General features: G+C 49.0%; 13 protein-coding genes. 2 read left to right on the forward strand and 11 right to left on the reverse strand.

The features are described 5' to 3' along the window. Nucleotides 1-63: 63 nt before the first annotated feature. Nucleotides 64-354, reverse strand: coding sequence for a hypothetical protein (locus tag Q8K39_RS09930; protein WP_186951524.1), 291 nt, complete (start codon nucleotides 352-354; stop codon nucleotides 64-66). A gap of 155 nt (nucleotides 355-509) precedes the next feature. Further along, nucleotides 510-2,849, reverse strand: a complete 2,340-nt coding sequence (locus Q8K39_RS09935) for a YgiQ family radical SAM protein (protein ID WP_370868587.1) — start codon at nucleotides 2,847-2,849, stop codon at nucleotides 510-512. Nucleotides 2,850-3,126: 277 nt separating this feature from the next. On the opposite strand from Q8K39_RS09935, the gene dcd reads away from it, so the two are divergent. Together dcd and Q8K39_RS09945 are read left to right on the forward strand one after the other, a co-directional pair. After that, nucleotides 3,127-3,693: a dCTP deaminase gene (gene dcd / locus Q8K39_RS09940; RefSeq protein WP_186945400.1), complete on the forward strand. Its 567-nt coding sequence runs from the start codon at nucleotides 3,127-3,129 to the stop codon at nucleotides 3,691-3,693. 13 nt (nucleotides 3,694-3,706) lie between these two features. Further along, nucleotides 3,707-4,627, forward strand: coding sequence for a glutaminase (locus Q8K39_RS09945; RefSeq protein ID WP_305259800.1), 921 nt, complete (start codon nucleotides 3,707-3,709; stop codon nucleotides 4,625-4,627). A 45-nt stretch (nucleotides 4,628-4,672) separates the two neighbouring features. Here the strand turns inward: Q8K39_RS09945 and Q8K39_RS09950 are convergent, their stop codons facing one another. From Q8K39_RS09950 to Q8K39_RS09990, 9 genes are all read right to left on the reverse strand, one after another. Continuing rightward, complete coding sequence (locus Q8K39_RS09950; protein ID WP_305259802.1) at nucleotides 4,673-6,124, reverse strand: DUF1501 domain-containing protein; 1,452 nt, start codon at nucleotides 6,122-6,124, stop codon at nucleotides 4,673-4,675. Between the two features lie 12 nt (nucleotides 6,125-6,136). Next, a complete protein-coding gene (locus Q8K39_RS09955) occupies nucleotides 6,137-8,623 on the reverse strand; it encodes a DUF1800 family protein (RefSeq protein ID WP_305259804.1) in 2,487 nt (828 codons plus the stop codon). Nucleotides 8,624-8,842: 219 nt separating this feature from the next. Continuing rightward, entirely contained in the window at nucleotides 8,843-9,769 is a 927-nt protein-coding gene (locus Q8K39_RS09960; protein ID WP_186951519.1) for a flagellar brake protein, read from the reverse strand. Between the two features lie 167 nt (nucleotides 9,770-9,936). Beyond that, nucleotides 9,937-12,207, reverse strand: a complete 2,271-nt coding sequence (locus Q8K39_RS09965; protein WP_186951518.1) for an arginine/lysine/ornithine decarboxylase — start codon at nucleotides 12,205-12,207, stop codon at nucleotides 9,937-9,939. Between the two features lie 320 nt (nucleotides 12,208-12,527). Continuing rightward, nucleotides 12,528-13,316, reverse strand: coding sequence for a MipA/OmpV family protein (locus Q8K39_RS09970; protein WP_186951517.1), 789 nt, complete (start codon nucleotides 13,314-13,316; stop codon nucleotides 12,528-12,530). Between the two features lie 15 nt (nucleotides 13,317-13,331). Beyond that, nucleotides 13,332-13,901: a DUF4337 domain-containing protein gene (locus Q8K39_RS09975; RefSeq protein WP_305260314.1), complete on the reverse strand. Its 570-nt coding sequence runs from the start codon at nucleotides 13,899-13,901 to the stop codon at nucleotides 13,332-13,334. Nucleotides 13,902-13,908: 7 nt separating this feature from the next. Then, nucleotides 13,909-14,391, reverse strand: a complete 483-nt coding sequence (locus tag Q8K39_RS09980) for a dihydrofolate reductase (RefSeq protein WP_186951516.1) — start codon at nucleotides 14,389-14,391, stop codon at nucleotides 13,909-13,911. Between the two features lie 17 nt (nucleotides 14,392-14,408). Next, a complete protein-coding gene (locus Q8K39_RS09985) occupies nucleotides 14,409-15,203 on the reverse strand; it encodes a thymidylate synthase (RefSeq protein ID WP_305259807.1) in 795 nt (264 codons plus the stop codon). A 142-nt stretch (nucleotides 15,204-15,345) separates the two neighbouring features. Next, nucleotides 15,346-16,959, reverse strand: coding sequence for a sensor histidine kinase (locus Q8K39_RS09990; protein WP_186951514.1), 1,614 nt, complete (start codon nucleotides 16,957-16,959; stop codon nucleotides 15,346-15,348). Nucleotides 16,960-17,149: the final 190 nt, after the last annotated feature.

Consider the following 17,149-nt stretch of genomic DNA (forward strand, 5'->3'; position numbering starts at 1 on the left):
ACAGATTTGCCAGGGCTTATTGATTGCATGTCAAACACCGAGATCAGTTCAGCACGGACCTTGTTACCAGACAGAGTTGGTGATGGTAGGTTTTGAATCTCTGTGGCTTTCCATCCACTTTGCCAAATGGGTTTTGAAGCAGGATGGGCAGATATGATATTGAATCTGTGTTGACTGGCCACCATGGGGGAAAGACTCTTCCTCTTCAAGTTGCAGGGTGGTGATGGATTTTTCGTGTTCTTTGCTTGCCCAGTTTTCATCCCACTTTGATTCCGCACCACAAACATCACAGGTGAGCTTGTCGAAAACCTCTTCGGTATGCTCAAGTATCAGTACTGTTTTCATGTGTTTCATACTTCCTCCCTGTTTTGTGAGTCGGACTTGGTGGCAAGTGATGATTTGATTCTACATCAGTGGAGAGACATGAAAAGAGACGAATGAAAAAAAAGCTGCGCTGATCGGCGCAGACCAGTGAAGCTTTCATTCTATTATCAGATTGCCCTTACTTATTAGCGTCTGCCAGTCTTGTTTGGCGCAGTTTTAGGCTTTGCTGACTTGTATGCCAGGCCAGGTCTTGTTGAATTGGTGGCAGGGGCTTTACCTGTTGTCGTTGTTGCATTTGCTGCAGCGCGCGCATAAGACTTTTTGCCAAATGTATCAATTTTTGGTGCAGCTACCCGTTTGCCATTGGCAACACCACTTTCATCTATGGTGATGGGAATATGTGGCTGGCGCAGTGGTATCAGATGCCTCGGGCCGCTGCCTATCAAGTCGCGCCTGCCAATTCGCACCAGGGCTTCATGGATGATTTCCCAGTTTTCAGGAGCGTGATAGCGCAACAGTGCTTTGTGTAGCTTACGTATCTTGCCTGAGCGAGCCGTTTCCACTACTTCAGAATCGGCAGTGACTTTCTTGAGCGGATTCTTGCGGGTATGGTACATGGTGGTTGCCAGTGCCATAGGCGTAGGCATGAATGTTTGCACCTGATCGAGCTTGAAATCATTTTTCTTGAGCCAGACTGCCAGATTCACCATGTCCTCATCGGTAGAGCCCGGGTGGGCGGCGATAAAGTAAGGGATCAGGTATTGTTCTTTGCCAGCTTCTTTCGAATACTTCTGGAACATGGCCTTGAACTCATCATAGCTGCCGATGCCTGGCTTCATCATTTTCGACAAAGTGTCAGCTTCTGTATGCTCAGGCGCGATCTTCAGCAGGCCGCCGACGTGGTGGGTCACCAGCTCTTTTACATATTCTGGTGAGCGCACTGCCAGGTCATAGCGCAGGCCGGAGCTGACCAACACTTTCTTTATGCCGGGAAGGGCGCGCGCCTTGCGGTAGATCGAAATCAGCTTGCTGTGATCAGTGCCCAGGTTGGAGCAAATGCTAGGGTAGACACAGGAAAGTCGACGGCAGGATTCTTCTATCTTCTTGTCCTTGCAGGCAAGGCGATACATATTCGCCGTTGGGCCGCCAAGATCAGAGATAGTGCCGGTAAAGCCTTTGACCTTGTCGCGGATTTCTTCTATCTCGCGCAAAATCGATGGCTCAGAGCGGCTTTGTATGATGCGGCCTTCATGTTCGGTAATCGAGCAGAAAGTACAGCCGCCAAAGCAGCCGCGCATGATGTTGACTGAGAAACGTATCATTTCCCAGGCGGGTATGCGGGCCTTGCCATAGGCAGGATGGGGAGCACGGGCATAGGCGCGGTCATACACGCCATCCATTTCATCCATGGCCAGCGGCAAAGGTGGCGGGTTTAGCCAGACATCACGGTCACCGTGGCCTTGTACCAGTGCCTTGGCATTGCCGGGGTTGGCTTCCAGATGGAATACGCGTGAGGCATGGGCATACAAGACGGCATCTCCCTTGACTTCATCAAAGGATGGCAGGCGTATCACGGATTTATGTTGCTTATTGCGCAGCATGAGCTGGCGTTCTTCGCGGCTCATGATGCGTATGGCTTGTAGTTGCACGACGTCAGCCTTGGTTTCGACTTTGGCTTCAGGCTTGGCTTCCGCAGAGGTGGTGGTAGCAGCAGGCGCATCGCCCGTGGCGCATTTCGCCTCTTTCTCGGGAATCATCGCATACGGATCGGTATGCGTCTCGATTTTGCCGGGTGTATCAATTTTGACAGAGTTAATTTCTGTCCACTCTTCATCTGGCAGCCAGCCACGTGGTGTCATGAAGGCGGTGCCGCGCAAATCACGGATATCCTTGATGGCCTCGCCATTCGCCAGGCGGTGTGTCAGATCAATGAGGGCGCGTTCGGCATTGCCAAACAACAGAATGTCGGCTTTTGAATCTGGCAAGACGGAACGCCTTACCTTGTCAGACCAGTAATCATAATGGGCAATACGGCGCAGACTGGCTTCTATGCTGCCAGCGACTATATTGGCATCAGGGTACGCTTCACGGGCACGCTGGGCGTAGACAACCAGAGCACGATCCGGGCGCTTGGTGCGGTCGCCATCCGGCGTATAGGCATCTTCAGAACGTATCTTGCGGTCGGCGGTGTAACGGTTCACCATGGAATCCATATTGCCGGCAGTAACACCAAAATACAGGTTTGGCTTGCCCAGTGCACGGAAAGCGTCAGCAGATTGCCAGTCAGGCTGGCTAATAATGCCTACACGAAAACCATGATGTTCCAGCAGGCGGCCTATCAGAGCCATGCCAAAACTGGGATGGTCAATGTAGGCATCGCCGGTGACAAGGATAACGTCGCAACTATCCCAACCCAGTGCATCCATTTCGGCGCGTGACATGGGTAAAAATGGTGCGGTATTTTTTCCGCCAACTTCGGGGCGAAAACGAGGGAAAGAGAATAGATTTTTAGGCTGAGCGTTCATTGCGGAATTGTACCGGAAAGCTGCTGGTTTTGCGTGACGATAAGGAAATTCTTCTGGAAAATCAAAAGCTTGCATAAAATTGATATGGTTTTTTGTTGGCTAATTGCTATGTTCAGATGACGAGCCTGACAAGGTCGTAAAGTGCCTGATGCCTTGTATGAGAACTGTCAGGTAGAAATTTCCTCAAATTAGTTTGCTCTTTCAAGAGCTAATTCCATATTAGATATAGCTGTTTTCGCGTAAAATCGCGCCAATATTAATTTGGCAGGAGAAGCACATGAGTATCAAATCAGACAAGTGGATACGCCGCATGGCAGAACAAACCGGCATGATAGAGCCGTTTGAACCTGGCCAGGTGCGTGAACGTGATGGCAATCGCATCGTCAGCTATGGCACGTCTTCATATGGTTACGATATACGCTGTGCCGACGAATTCAAGATTTTTACGAATATCAATAGCACTATTGTTGACCCAAAAAATTTCGATGAAAAATCTTTTGTCGATTTCAAGGGCGATGTTTGCATCATCCCGCCTAACTCATTTGCGTTGGCGCGGACGATGGAGTATTTCCGTATTCCACGTAGCGTATTGACAATATGCCTGGGTAAATCTACCTATGCGCGTTGTGGCATCATCGTCAATGTCACGCCGTTTGAGCCTGAATGGGAAGGTTATGTGACGCTGGAGTTTTCAAACACTACGCCATTGCCAGCCAAGATTTATGCAGGTGAAGGTTGTGCACAGGTCTTGTTCTTCGAGAGTGATGAAGTCTGCGAAACATCCTACAAGGACCGTGGCGGCAAATATCAGGGACAAGTTGGCGTAACTTTGCCGAAAACCTGAATTTAATAAATTGATGCAACCGGACTACGCAGCCATACTTCAGACAATTTATGCTGAAGTCCAGCCTTTGCTGCCTCAGGGAAAAGTAGCTTCCTATATTCCTGAGTTATCGAAAGTGTCGGCCCAGCATTTTGGCATGGCTGTGTATTGCCTGGATGGCAGCACCTACAACATCGGCGACAGCCAGCAAAAGTTTTCTCTGCAAAGTGTGACCAAACTGTTTGCGCTGGCGCTGGCATTTTCTCGTGAAGGCGATGCGATTTGGGAGCGGGTAGGGCGTGAGCCTTCCGGCAATCCCTTCAACTCGCTGGTACAACTTGAGTATGAACGTGGTAAGCCGCGTAATCCATTTATCAATGCAGGTGCACTGGTCATCGCCGATATCTTGTCGGCCCGCTTTGTACAGTCGGATATTGCGGTTCAACAGTTTGCCAGGATAATTTCCGGTGAGCCTTCCATCGATTTTGATATTGCAGTTGCCCAGTCTGAACGCCAGACAGCGCATCGCAATTACGCGATCGCGCATTTGATGAAGGATTTTGGCAATCTGCATAATCCTGTCAAAACTGTCATCGACAGTTATTGCCGTCAATGCTCGCTGACCATGACTTGTACGGAATTAGCCATGGCTGGCAGCTTTCTTGCCAATCATGGCAGCGTACCCTGGAGTGGGCAACAAATCCTTGATGCCAGTTCATCCAAGCGTTTGAATGCACTGATGCTGACTTGCGGCACTTATGATGCGGCAGGTGATTTTGCTTATCGCGTAGGTTTGCCAGCCAAGAGTGGTGTTGGTGGCGGGATTTTGGCACTGGTGCCGGGGGAGCTGGCCGTGGCTGTCTGGTCACCGGGGCTGGATGCAACCGGTAACTCGCTGGCGGGTACTTATGCGCTGGAGCGTTTCACTACCCTGACAGCCAGATCCATATTTTGATGAGGGCCACTGCACGCATTTTTAGCGTGTAGTGGCAAGTATCAACTAGGTCATAAATCCCAGATTGCGGTTTGAAAAATTCACGATATTCGGGAAAATGTCATTGATCTGGCTTGTGCTGAGTCCAAACCAGTTCGCCAGTGTAGCGCCGTACTGATCAACAGAAATCTGTGGCAGCAAGCTACCTGAACCTACATCCAGGCTATGTTTGAGTCCCGTGACCGGGAATTCGCCATACATATTATTGCCTTTTACTGCGCCACCGACGATAAAGTGATGAGATCCCCAGCCGTGATCCGTGCCATCGCCATTGCTGGTAAAGGTCCTGCCGAAATCCGAAGCGGTGAATAGGGTTACTTGCTTACGCATATCAGTGCCCTGCAAGTTACCCATGACACCGTCAAAGTAACTGATAGCATGCGCCAGTCTGGCCATCAGGTCGGCATGCGCAGTACGCTGGGCATCATGGGTATCGAATCCACTCAGACTGACAAAAAACACTTGTCTTTGTGCGCCAAGGGCGCTGCGTCCGGCGATAATCCTGGCGACAGTCTGCAATTGTGCCGCCAGGGCATTATTTGCAAGATTGCCATTGTTTGGATTGGTATACTGCGCAGGATTTGGAACCCCAGTAGCACCAGCCGGTGCCATCGCCGGGCTGAGCAAGCTTTGTGCATTGATGGACCGATTGGTGACCGCCGCATGTTCTTTCTGGAACAGGTTGGCGGTGTCCGATGCAATAATGTTCTTCAAGGGGTTGCCAGCTGTGCTTGATCCAAACAGGCTGCCTGTCAGACCACCTATGGGGACTGCACCCGATGCACTGACCTGATATTGATTGACAGTACGGCCGGAGAGAAAAACTGCATTGCCAGAAGCCGAGATCGCCGTAAACACTGGGTAAGCATTACTGGAGGCCAGCATGTCACCCATGCGACCGCCCCAGCCATAAGCCGCACCTTCTGGTGCATAGGCTTGCCACAATGATTGCTGGTCATTATGGGAAAATAGCTTGGGAGGTAGGGGCACGCTGGCTGCCTTGTATTGTGCCAGAGTGGTGGGTACGATCAAGGGGCCGACATTGCTGAGTATGGCTGCGCGGCCATTCTCAAACAGCGTCTTTAACGGCCCCAGTTGCGGGTGTAGTGCAAAGCTGCGGCCTGCCTGGGATGTGGTTGGGTTGATGGGTAAAACGCCGCCATTACTGCTGGTCGCAGGCAGCGCAATCGAGCCTGCCTCATTGGTTGTGCGCACAGACAGGTATTGATTCCACGACGTGCTGTCAGTGGCCAATACAGTATTGGCATGGTCGTTGGCACCATACAGGAAAAGGCATATCAGGGCCTTGTATCCGCCTGGCGAAGTTTGTGCGGCAGCGGACCCCATGGTTGCCAGGTTGATGGCAAATGGCAGACTGGCACTACCAGCAGCACCTGCTACGCCAAGTGCCGTAGAAACACGCAAAAACTCGCGGCGTGAAGCATTCACTTTAGTCATGATGGATCCCGTTCATTTTTGGACCAGATATTCAGGTGAGGCCATAGTCAGAAAAATTGACAGGTAGACGCGATTCTTTTTCGCAGTATCTGCATTGGCAGTGTTATTTGTCGGTATGGTGACAGAATTGACCGCTGTCAAAATTTGACTACGTAAATTACTACTCATCTGGTTGGCCATCAAAGTCAAACTCAGTTGATCGATCAATTGATCTGGGGTGGCTGCGAGGGCGATCAGGTTGGTGTAATTCCCTTTGACATCGCGTGACGAGCCAGTACCATTCGGAATAACATCGCGCATGAAGTTCAAGTAGCCGACGACTGAAGTTTCCCCGGTGATTTGCATTTCAGGTGATACCAGGCCAGCATTGGCGATGCCGGAATTTGGCGGAACATAACCAGGTCGATAGAAGTTAAATACGGAAGGCGAGCGCATGGGTGTTTCCGCCAGGCCAGTCAAAGGGTCATCAAGACTGGTCATCAGGAAGCGGCCAGAAGTTGAGTTGACGTTGAATGCACGCATCCAGTTTGCCAGGCGCAATACTGGCTCTCTTAGTTTTCCCGTATTGGAGAAAGTCAGAGTCGTATCATTGCGTGCTTCATTGTCCAACAATATCGCCTTAATGACAGCGCGCATATCTCCTCTTACACCAGAGCCGTTATTATTAAAAGCAGCGGCAACTCTGGAGATATATTGCGGACTAGGGTTGCTGGTGACCAGGCGTTGTATCAATTGCTTGCCAATGAATGGCCCCACGTTTTGGTGGTTGAACAAGGTATCCAAAGCGATTTTCAGGCTAGCATCAGGATTGGCTGGTGATTGCGCAGGAATCGTCACCCCCAGGAAGGTCTTGGCGGTGACAGAGTGATATTTTGGATAGCCCTGCATGGGTAGCCATTCACGATTGGCATCTGCGTTGCCACCAAAAAAGCGATTATCACTCTTGTCAGGTCCGGCCCAGCTCCAGCCGGTGAATACCTTGGCCAAGCCAGTGATATCAGCGCTGGTATAGGTTTCTACAGGCTTCCCGCCGTTCATGATATAAGTGCCATCCTGATTCAATTGATATAAACCTATAGTGAACAGTTGCATGACTTCACGAGCGTAATTCTCGTCGGGCACCTGGGTTCCTGATTCTTTTTGATTTCGTAAGGAAGTCAAATACGTTCCCATCATGGGATGCAGGCTGACAGCCTCCAGCAAGTTGCGGAAATTGCCAAAGGCATTGGCGCTCAGGGTGTCGTAGTAAGCTGCCACGCCTCGCGGGTAGTTGGCGACATTACTGTCCTGAAAGGAGATTACAAATATTTGAGAAAGGGCGAAGGTGACGCGTTGCCTTAATTGATCGTCGCCTTTGATTGCCTGCTGCCAGAAAGACTCAAAAAAATGATTCTGATTGAGGTCTTTCAGTCCGTTAATAAAGCCAGCTGCTTGTGCTTCCATATAACTACGGTGCAACTTTTGAGGCATGACAAGCTGTTTGTCTATCCAGTCTTTGTAGCTGCTATTGGCAAGACTATTGATCTCTACATTATTTGCGCCAAAGCTGGCTTGTGCGAGAAAACGGGACGCTTGCGCTGGTGTTGGTGCATTTGTATTATTCGATTGAAAACCAACCAGGGCTTGTATTAAACCATTGGCGACACTGGTATCTGTGGGCGTCACCGTTGATGCAAGCGCCATGCCTTTGGTAATTGAATCCTCCGTACGTAGATAGGTCAGCCCCTGTTGAATGGCAAAGTTTTTGGCAACGCTGACTTTGTTTTCAAATAAACTGTTCACCCAGCCATACACAGGGTCGCCAGCATAACCATGTGTAGCAATGAGCATGGAACGTACCACAATACCGCGTGTGACTGATCCATTGGCCAAGCCGTTAGTCCAGTAATCCAGGCCAGCCTTGTCAGGTGGTGTGCGGCTCAGCACATTGCGATAGACGTTGGTAACAAAATCGACATTGTTGGCATTGGGAGCGTAGCCTGTTAGTGCAGCATCTTGTATGGCGGCGATGTAAAAAGATTCGCCTATTTTTTCTATTGATACGCCGCTCTTGAATTGATTGATCCAGTAAGCAAGTCCATTGGAGTCGGGTATGCGGTTGAAATAGGCAATGTACAGTTCTATGATTGCATTCAAATCGCTGGAAGCGATGCTGGAGGCCAAGCTTTCGATTTGCAGGTTGACCGACACATCTTTAAAAATCAACTGCTGAGTAGTAGTGGCCAGGCTAACTGTGCCATCTGTTCCAACATTATCTTTGACTGTATATCCAGAGCCATTGTTGGTAATGGTATAGCTTGAACGATTGCCGTTAAAGTTCGCCACCGTACTGCTGATGTTTGGCGCTGGTGCAAATAGTCTTTGTAATGCTGAAACTGGCGCAGGGGCAGCAGCGCTCGCAGGAGTAGTTGTTTTTTCGTCGCCACCACAGGAACTTAGTGCGATAACTGAAAGCACAAGCAAGCTGTGCTTGAGTGTGATGAGTCTGAAACTTGGCATGGTGACCCCTAATTGTCTGTTTCCAGATTATTTCATCCTGGAAAGCTAATTTTAATCCATGCCTATGGTGGAAATCTCCATAAAGTGTAACAAACAGTTAGGCTTTACATGAATTGATATTAAGAGTAAGCAGATGTAATTTGCTGGCGCAAATTTATTGTCGGGAAATTATCCTACTTGTCAGAAAAATCAGACCTTTTGCGAACGGATGTCAATTACTTAATCCATTTCGGCCAGGGTTTGGTGAACGAAAGCAGAGAGTATCAGTTTTGATTGTGCTGAAACATCAATAAATTCAAAACCGTGTCTGTACTCAAGGCCATTTTCCGTGGGTGCTTGCGACCGCAATATCACATTCAAACATAGATACTCGTCATTCCCCGCCGCGCTGACCTTGAACTTGATGATACCCAGATCCCCTTTTTTGCCAACCGCCTTCTTGATGACTCCTGACGCGCCACCCATGCTGAGGTCGCCTATTGTTGCAGCGGCTGTTTGTTCAGGATCGCCAATGGTGAGGGATGCAATAATTTTGACGGCCGCGCGGGATCCCTGACGAATCGTCGTGCAGCGTACTTGTTTCGGGTAAGAAATATGAAGGTAAGGGTGGGGCGAATATACGGATTTGATTGCTGAGGCCGTAAATGCATAAGCCTTTTTGCCTGGAAACGCGCGTACGATAAAAGTTTGACCGTCACGAATGATAACGGCCTTGCCATCGACGGTAGGCGCAGTCACCATGATGGACATGTTCTTGACAAAGCCGATCAACTTTACCGTATAGCGAACAGCAGTATGATCATGGACCTGCAGGTAGAGGATTTCACCCACATTCCAGCGCACGCTGTCTAACTCCATCAGCACATCTTTGTGAGCATCTTGTTGCGAAGAGCTGCTACCTGGGGATCCTGGTTGAGATGAAACAGGTTTGGAAATAGGCGCCATCTTGGATGGGATGGTGTCCCACATGGCGTCTGGATTGCAATAGCCATGTTCCAGCAATCCGTCCAGTTGATGCTGGCTTTCTACCTTGACTCCAGATGCCATCAGTAAATGGCCTTGTTCATCATAGATGGCCCAAGGTACGGTCTGACCTACGCTGATTTCAGCGTGTTTGATTGGCATTAGTCCTGATGCACCACCCATGTCCTGTATCCGTAATGTGAAATACCAAATTGATTGTATCTCGAAAATCAGAGCAAATTAAGTGTAATGTTGCTCGTTTGTATAATAAAAAGCACTTACCGCCTTTCTCTGGCGATAAGTGCTTTTTAAAAGACTTAGCTTTGCGGATTTAACTGCTTTTGGGGAGCTTATTTGCCTGATTCTGCAGTGGATTTGACGCAGTCCACGAAATAACCGCGCTTACCATCGATCTCTGCCTTGACCAGACCATGGCAATCCGTTTCAAAGCCTGGGAATTTTTCATTGAAGTCGCGCACAAAACGCAAGTAATCAACAATAGTCTGATTGAAGCGCTCACCAGGAATCAATAACGGAATGCCTGGTGGGTAAGGGGTCAACAAAATCGCAGTGACCCGCCCTTCAAGTTCATCAATGGATACTCTCTCAGTTTCGCGGTGTGCCATCATCGCAAAAGCATCAGACGGTTTCATCGCAGGCTGCATGTCGGACAAATACATCTCTGTTGTCAAGCGTGCCACATCATGACCCTTGTAAGCTTCATGTATGCCCTGGCACAGGTCTTTCAGGCCCACGCCTTCATAGCGTGGGTTGGCCGCAGCAAACTCCGGCAAGATGCGCCACATAGGCTGGTTCTTATCGTAGTCGTCTTTGAACTGTTGCAAGGCAGTTAGCAGAGTATTCCAGCGGCCCTTGGTGATGCCGATGGTGAACATGATGAAGAAAGAATACAGGCCACATTTTTCAACGATTACGCCATGCTCAGCCAGGTATTTGGTGACGATGGAAGCAGGGATGCCAGTCGAACCAAATTTACCTTCCAGCGACAGGCCCGGCGTCACGATGGTAGCCTTGATCGGGTCAAGCATATTGAAGCCTGGTGCCAGTTTACCAAAACCATGCCAGTTATCTTCGGCACGTATCATCCAGTCTTCGCGTGAACCTATGCCATCTGCAGCAAACTCCTCTGGTCCCCAGACCTGGAACCACCAGTCTTTGCCCCATTCCTGATCTACCTTGCGCATGGCGCGGCGGAAGTCCAGAGCTTCCAGTATGGATTCTTCTACCAGTGCGGTGCCGCCTGGTGCTTCCATCATTGCAGCTGCAATATCGCAAGATGCGATGATCGAATACTGGGGAGAAGTCGAAGTATGCATCAGGTAGGCTTCATTGAAGCTGTCGCGATCGAGTTTGCGGGTCTCGGATTCACGTACCAGAATTTGCGATGCCTGCGAAATTCCTGCTAGCAGTTTATGCGTAGACTGGGTAGAGAAAATCATCGACTTCTTGGCGCGCGGCCTGTCCTTGCCGATTGCATGCATGTCTTTATAAAAGTCATGGAAAGTCGCATGCGGCAACCAGGCTTCGTCAAAGTGCAGGGTATCAATTTCGCCGTCCAGCAAGTCTTTCAATACTTCGACGTTGTACAGCACGCCGTCGTAAGTTGATTGCGTGATGGTCAGGATGCGTGGTTTCTTGTTCTTGGCTTCGCGTGCAAAAGGATTGGCTTCAATCTTCTTTTGTATGCTTTCCATGCTGAATTCTTCCAGCGGGATAGGACCGATGATACCAAGGTGATTACGGGTAGGCATCAGAAAAACCGGTATCGCACCACACATGATGATGGAGTGCAAAATGGATTTATGGCAGTTGCGATCGACCACGACGATATCGCCAGGGGCCACTGTCGAGTGCCAGACCATCTTGTTGGATGTTGACGTGCCATTGGTCACGAAATAGCAATGGTCAGCATTGAAAATGCGTGCAGCATTGCGCTCGGATGCGGCGACCGGACCAGTATGGTCCAGCAATTGGCCCAGTTCTTCCACCGCGTTACACACGTCAGCGCGCAGCATGTTTTCACCAAAGAATTGATGGAACATCTGGCCGATAGGCGACTTCAGGAAAGCCACGCCGCCCGAGTGACCAGGGCAATGCCAGGAGTAGGATCCATCATTGGCATAATGCACCAAGGCACGGAAAAACGGTGGTGCCAGGCCATCGAGGTAAGAGCGTGCTTCGCGTATGATATGGCGAGCCACGAATTCTGGTGTGTCTTCAAACATATGAATGAAGCCGTGAAGTTCGCGCAGGATGTCATTCGGAATATGCCGTGAGGTGCGTGTTTCACCGTACAGATAAATAGGGATGTCCGCATTTTTGTAGCGAATTTCTTCGACGAAGGCACGCAGAGACTTTAGTGCGTAATCTGTCTCTTCATCAGTGCCATCGCCAAATTCTTCATCGTCAATAGAAAGGATGAAGGCAGATGCGCGGGATTGTTGTTGGGCAAACTGGGATAAGTCACCATAGCTGGTCACACCCAATACTTCCATGCCTTCGGTTTCTATGGCGTCGGCAAGTGCGCGTATGCCAAGGCCAGAGGTGTTTTCAGAACGGAAGTCTTCGTCGATGATGACGATGGGGAAGCGGAATTTCATGGAGGTCTCCAAAAAAGCTTGTTACAAGGGAGACGCCTGGGCAAGTTAAATCAACCGCTTGCGCGCCGAAAATTCAAAGAAGCGAATTCTCTCAGATATGTGGGGGCTAATGTTAAAAAATCGCAGGTTTCTGACTTGAAATGCAAAATTTCATCTGATTGTCATCAAATCTGGAATCGCGCCGTATCTTGCTTAGTTAAATGGTCACCGACACGAATTTTATTCAAGCAAAACGAGTCGGCTTTCAAGAGCCAAGGCATGAAGAAAAAAGCGCTCAACTGAGCGCTTTGGGGTCAAAGTGATTTTTGCACGCGCCGTTGTCAGAAGCGATAACTTGCAGCTGAAAAGACAGTGACGGGATTTTTCTGGAATACAAAAGGGCTTTTGCCTGAATCGCCGCTGAGACGGCTTACAGAGGCACCAGTGGTAAGTGACCAGTTGTTGTCTATATTCCAATGCCAGGTCGCACCTAGCTTGATGTCCGAGATGCCAGAGGAGGGGGTATATTGCGCATAACCACTCGCAGCCGATTGTGCTGCAGTAACGCCGTAGTAAGACTGCATGTAGGCAGAATTAACCCAGTTTGCACCAATGCTGGCAGACAATCTATGTTGTGGACTCAATAAGGTACTGGCTCGCGCACCAAAACTGACTTGTACACCGTTATGGTCTAGTCCAGATCCATAACGTATCGATGACGCCAGGGAGAAATTCTGGTCAAGATTGTAATTCAGGAATGCACCCGTCTCAACTGCAGTATTGACATCACCCAGGCCGCGAAGTTTTCCTGAGCGTGACTCATCCCGGGCTCCTTCTAAAGTCAGACGCAAGCCATATTGCAGGCTGGCATCTTTTGAAAAATTATAACCCAGACCATTTACTGCACTAAAAAATGCGCCATTTTTCCATTGTGCATCAAACATGGGATAGGCAGCCAGGCGGCGCTCATCTGAGCCTGTGTATTTAGGTATGCTCAGTGCAACTGCACCCAAAGAAAAATTCACATCCTTTGGCAGGTAGCTAGTGGGGACCAGTTGCACAAATTGTGACGTCTGGGCTCCCGCCGAACAGGTCATCGCCAATAATGTGATGCCGAGTATTTTTTTCATTATGTTCTCATCTGTTTATATATGTAAGGCAGCAAGTCCCGCCAGGACAGCACCAACGCCAGCTACGCTGTACGAGGCATATTGCAGCCACTTTTTCTTGGTCAACAAAGTGATTGCAGCCAGAGATATCGCAATTTGCACTGCTGTCATGGCCTGCGCCCAGCGATGATGCTGATGTAAGGCTGCTTTGGACTTGTCCTCCCAATCCAGGCTAACTTTTTCCAGGGCTTCAGCTTCTTTTTTAATTTGTTCTTTCTCTGACTTGTAGCGTTCAGCGTCAGCTTTATACTTTTTGGTGTCAACGCCGGGTATTTCAATTGCCAATTCAGCCAGGTTTTGCTTGCTAGACTTCGATTGGTAATGGTTCCATAAGTTCGATGCCTCAGTCTTTTTAATGGCGGAATTGTTTTTGAACATGGCCGCATCATTTTGTGTGGCACCACCCTGATAACCAAATAAAGCGCCTACCGTTGCCATAATGGCAGTCATTACCGCAATTCTACTGGCAAAATCATCATTGCTGTGTGCAGCATGTTCCAATTCATGATCATGTGGTCCGTGTACGTGAAACCCGTGTCCTGACATAGTAATCCTAAATCTTTTTGTATGTAACAAATGCAAAGTGCAAATTATTTTCTTCAGAGTAATGTTTTTCTCTTTTAGTCTCATTCCATATTAGTGGATTGATCACAGGGAAAAAAGCATCACATGAAAATTCATGTTGTATCTCAGTCACTACCAGCTCATTCGCAAGGGGCATGCTTTGCTGGTAAATCTCGGCACCGCCAATAATGTAGGCGAAATCATCATTCAGCAAGTTCCTGGCTGCGTCCAGTGATGTAACCGTCTCAACCCCGGCGTGTAGCCATTCACGATTGCGCGTAACGACAATATTGCGTCTGTTCGGCAGGGGGCGACCTATGGATTCAAAAGTCTTCCTGCCCATGATGATGGCATGACCACTCGTAGTACGTTTGAAATGTGCCAGATCCTCCGGCAAATGCCAGGGCAATTTATTGTCCACGCCTATACCCAGCTTGGAATCGGTTGCAACTATAATACTTAAAGATGACATGCTCATGAATCCAGGTGTTAAACAGCAACGGGCGCTTTGATTGCTGGGTGAAATTGGTAATTGGCAAACTCAAAATCATCAAATTGATAATTAAAGATGGATTCAGGTTTGCGTTTGATGACCAATTGACCTAATGGCAAAGTGCTACGTGATAATTGTTCGTTAACTTGGTCCAGGTGATTGGAATACAAGTGGCAGTCGCCACCGGTCCAGATAAAATCACCAACTTCCAAACCTGTTTGCTGCGCCACCATGTGCGTCAGCAAGGCATAAGAGGCTATATTGAAAGGCACACCAAGAAAGATATCGGCACTGCGCTGATACAACTGGCAAGATAATTTGCCATCAGCGACGTAAAACTGAAACATCATATGGCAGGGCGGCAATTTCATCTGTGGAATGTCGGCGACATTCCAGGCAGAGACAATAAGCCGGCGCGAATCGGGATTATTGCGTATTTGTTCTATGACCTGCTTGATCTGATCTATGTGTTCACCAGACGGCGTGGGCCAGTTGCGCCATTGAGAACCATAGACTGGCCCAAGGTCACCGTTGACATCTGCCCATTCGTTCCAAATAGATACGCCATTGTCGGTCAGATATTTGATATTGGTTGAACCTGCCAAAAACCAGATAAGTTCGTGAACGATGGACTTGAGGTGTAGCTTCTTGGTTGTCACCAACGGAAAACCCTTGCTGAGGTCAAAGCGCATCTGATAACCAAAGACAGACACCGTGCCGGTGCCGGTTCTGTCGGTTTTTTTTGTGCCGTTTTCTTTTACATGGCGCATGAAGTCAAGGTATTGGTGCATGGGGCTTAATAAATTACTATGTTGAATTATCTTCTTTGCTAAAGCACTAGTATACCTTAGGGCAACAGAAAACACTTGGGGATTGCAATGGCTTCGGCCAAGGGGGTGCGCAGACGTGACTTTTAGTGCAGGGTGCTGCTGATCAGCGCTTGCTTAGTAGTGGATTGCTTGATTCTGGTTCGCCCGGTGCGACCAATGGCAATTTGATTTCGAATCGGGTGCCTTGACCAACTACACTGGAGGCATGAATGGTGCCGCCAAGAACATTGGAGATGATATTGAAGGTAATACTTAAGCCCAGTCCACTGCCACCCTGGCCAAACTTGGTGGTAAAGAAGGGTTCGAAAATTCTGTTAATGATTTCTGCAGAAATGCCCTTGCCATTGTCTTCAAAGACAATGATGACATGGTCACCATGTTGTTCTGCTGTGCAGTGCATGTGACCTTCCTCGCGCCCCTCCAGTCCGTGCGCAACTGCATTGTTGACCAGATTCGTAAATACCTGACCCAGCAAGCCGGGATAGCTGTCGAGTTGTATTTCGCCTGGAATATCAAGTTCCAGCGTGAAAGGGGTTTTGCGCAAGCTGGAGTGCAACAGCGCAGTCAACTCTTGCAGCATGACCAGCAAGGCAAATTGCCTGCGCTGGGCGCTGGACTGATCAACTGCAACTTGCTTGAAGTCGCCAACCAGATGAGCAGATTGTTGTAAGCCACGCAACAGCAGCTTGGTCGAATCTACTGCCGTAGTCGCATAACGGGTGAGGTCAGAACGCTTCATTTTGCCTTCTTCAACCATCTTGACCAGATTGCGGGTTTCTTCCTCCAGGGTACTTGCAACCAGCAGGCAATTGCCAAGTGGGGTGTTGAGTTCATGTGCGACGCCTGCGACCATGGAGCCAAGTGCTGCCATGCGTTCTACTCGCGCCAATTCTGCCTGGGCAGAGTTCACATTGGTCAAAGCGGCCTCCAGATTTTGATTCACTGTTTCCAGCTCTTGAGTGCGTTGTCTTACTTTTGATTCCAGCGTTCCTGAATATTCAAGTAATTGCTGATTTTTGATCTCCAGTTCACCGAATGACCTTTGCAATGCCTGACGCGTCGCTTCCAGGCTAGTTGCTAAATGGCCTAATTCATCTTCACGGTTCAATGCGATGGGATCATTCAACTCACCGTTTGCCAAGCGGTCAGACTCACCCATCAAGATCCTGACTGGTTGCACCAGGCGCCATTGTAAGACCACGAGAATGAACAATATAGCCAGAACCAGGGACAGTACAGCAGTAGTGACATAACGCCGAAAATCAGAGGCCAGGCTTTCTTGTAGCAAGTCTTCAGCCAATGTCAGCCGTACCTGCCCTATCACCTGACCACCATGCTTGATCTCTCTCGCCATGCTGGTGAAAGGTCCTTTCTGGGTCTTTTTTCTGGTGTCGTTCCTGATGAAATCCTTGCGGTCGGGCAGGGTGATCACTTCTATGGTCGCTACCCTGGGGTCGGAGTACACTACTTCACTGGAGATATTGGCGATCTCCGGTGTTATTTGCCACAAAGGTTCGCTTAATATGACAGAAAGAATTTCGACCAGACGATTATGATCTTCCGCATTCCTGAGTTGCGCTGCAGTTTCTATCGTGTGCAGGTGGTAGGGGATAAGTATTGCAGCGGGGACGGTTAACCCGAATACAACAGCCAGAATAATCGCCAGTCTTAGCGTGATTCGGCGGCGTAGTGCGGATAGAAGATGTCGAAACTGCATTGCTAGGTCCTTGTGCAACATTTCCCAGGAGGTATAGTCAGGGGGAACAGGATGCAATTTCCCGCAAGACATTCATATACAGATTTAACATGCACCTGCTTGCTTGATGATCGCACAAACAATTCTAAAATACTAAAAGGTTTTTTGCGTTTCAGCAAGTTATGATTATTGCGTGTTCATTCTGTGTATC

It is taken from the genome of Undibacterium sp. (assembly GCF_030683615.1).
In the GTDB taxonomy this organism is placed as follows: Bacteria; Pseudomonadota; Gammaproteobacteria; order Burkholderiales; family Burkholderiaceae_D; genus Undibacterium; species Undibacterium umbellatum.

Coding starts and splice junctions, on each gene's coding strand:
- Q8K39_RS09960 (WP_186951519.1), bottom strand. CDS start 9,769: ATGGGTGGTGCATCAGGACTAATGCCAATCAAACACGCTGAAATCAGC.
- Q8K39_RS09965 (WP_186951518.1), bottom strand. CDS start 12,207: ATGAAATTCCGCTTCCCCATCGTCATCATCGACGAAGACTTCCGTTCT.
- dcd (WP_186945400.1), top strand. CDS start 3,127: ATGAGTATCAAATCAGACAAGTGGATACGCCGCATGGCAGAACAAACC.
- Q8K39_RS09990 (WP_186951514.1), bottom strand. CDS start 16,959: ATGCAGTTTCGACATCTTCTATCCGCACTACGCCGCCGAATCACGCTA.
- Q8K39_RS09985 (WP_305259807.1), bottom strand. CDS start 15,203: ATGCACCAATACCTTGACTTCATGCGCCATGTAAAAGAAAACGGCACA.
- Q8K39_RS09970 (WP_186951517.1), bottom strand. CDS start 13,316: ATGAAAAAAATACTCGGCATCACATTATTGGCGATGACCTGTTCGGCG.
- Q8K39_RS09975 (WP_305260314.1), bottom strand. CDS start 13,901: ATGTCAGGACACGGGTTTCACGTACACGGACCACATGATCATGAATTG.
- Q8K39_RS09945 (WP_305259800.1), top strand. CDS start 3,707: ATGCAACCGGACTACGCAGCCATACTTCAGACAATTTATGCTGAAGTC.
- Q8K39_RS09930 (WP_186951524.1), bottom strand. CDS start 354: ATGAAACACATGAAAACAGTACTGATACTTGAGCATACCGAAGAGGTT.
- Q8K39_RS09950 (WP_305259802.1), bottom strand. CDS start 6,124: ATGACTAAAGTGAATGCTTCACGCCGCGAGTTTTTGCGTGTTTCTACG.
- Q8K39_RS09980 (WP_186951516.1), bottom strand. CDS start 14,391: ATGTCATCTTTAAGTATTATAGTTGCAACCGATTCCAAGCTGGGTATA.
- Q8K39_RS09935 (WP_370868587.1), bottom strand. CDS start 2,849: ATGAACGCTCAGCCTAAAAATCTATTCTCTTTCCCTCGTTTTCGCCCC.
- Q8K39_RS09955 (WP_305259804.1), bottom strand. CDS start 8,623: ATGCCAAGTTTCAGACTCATCACACTCAAGCACAGCTTGCTTGTGCTT.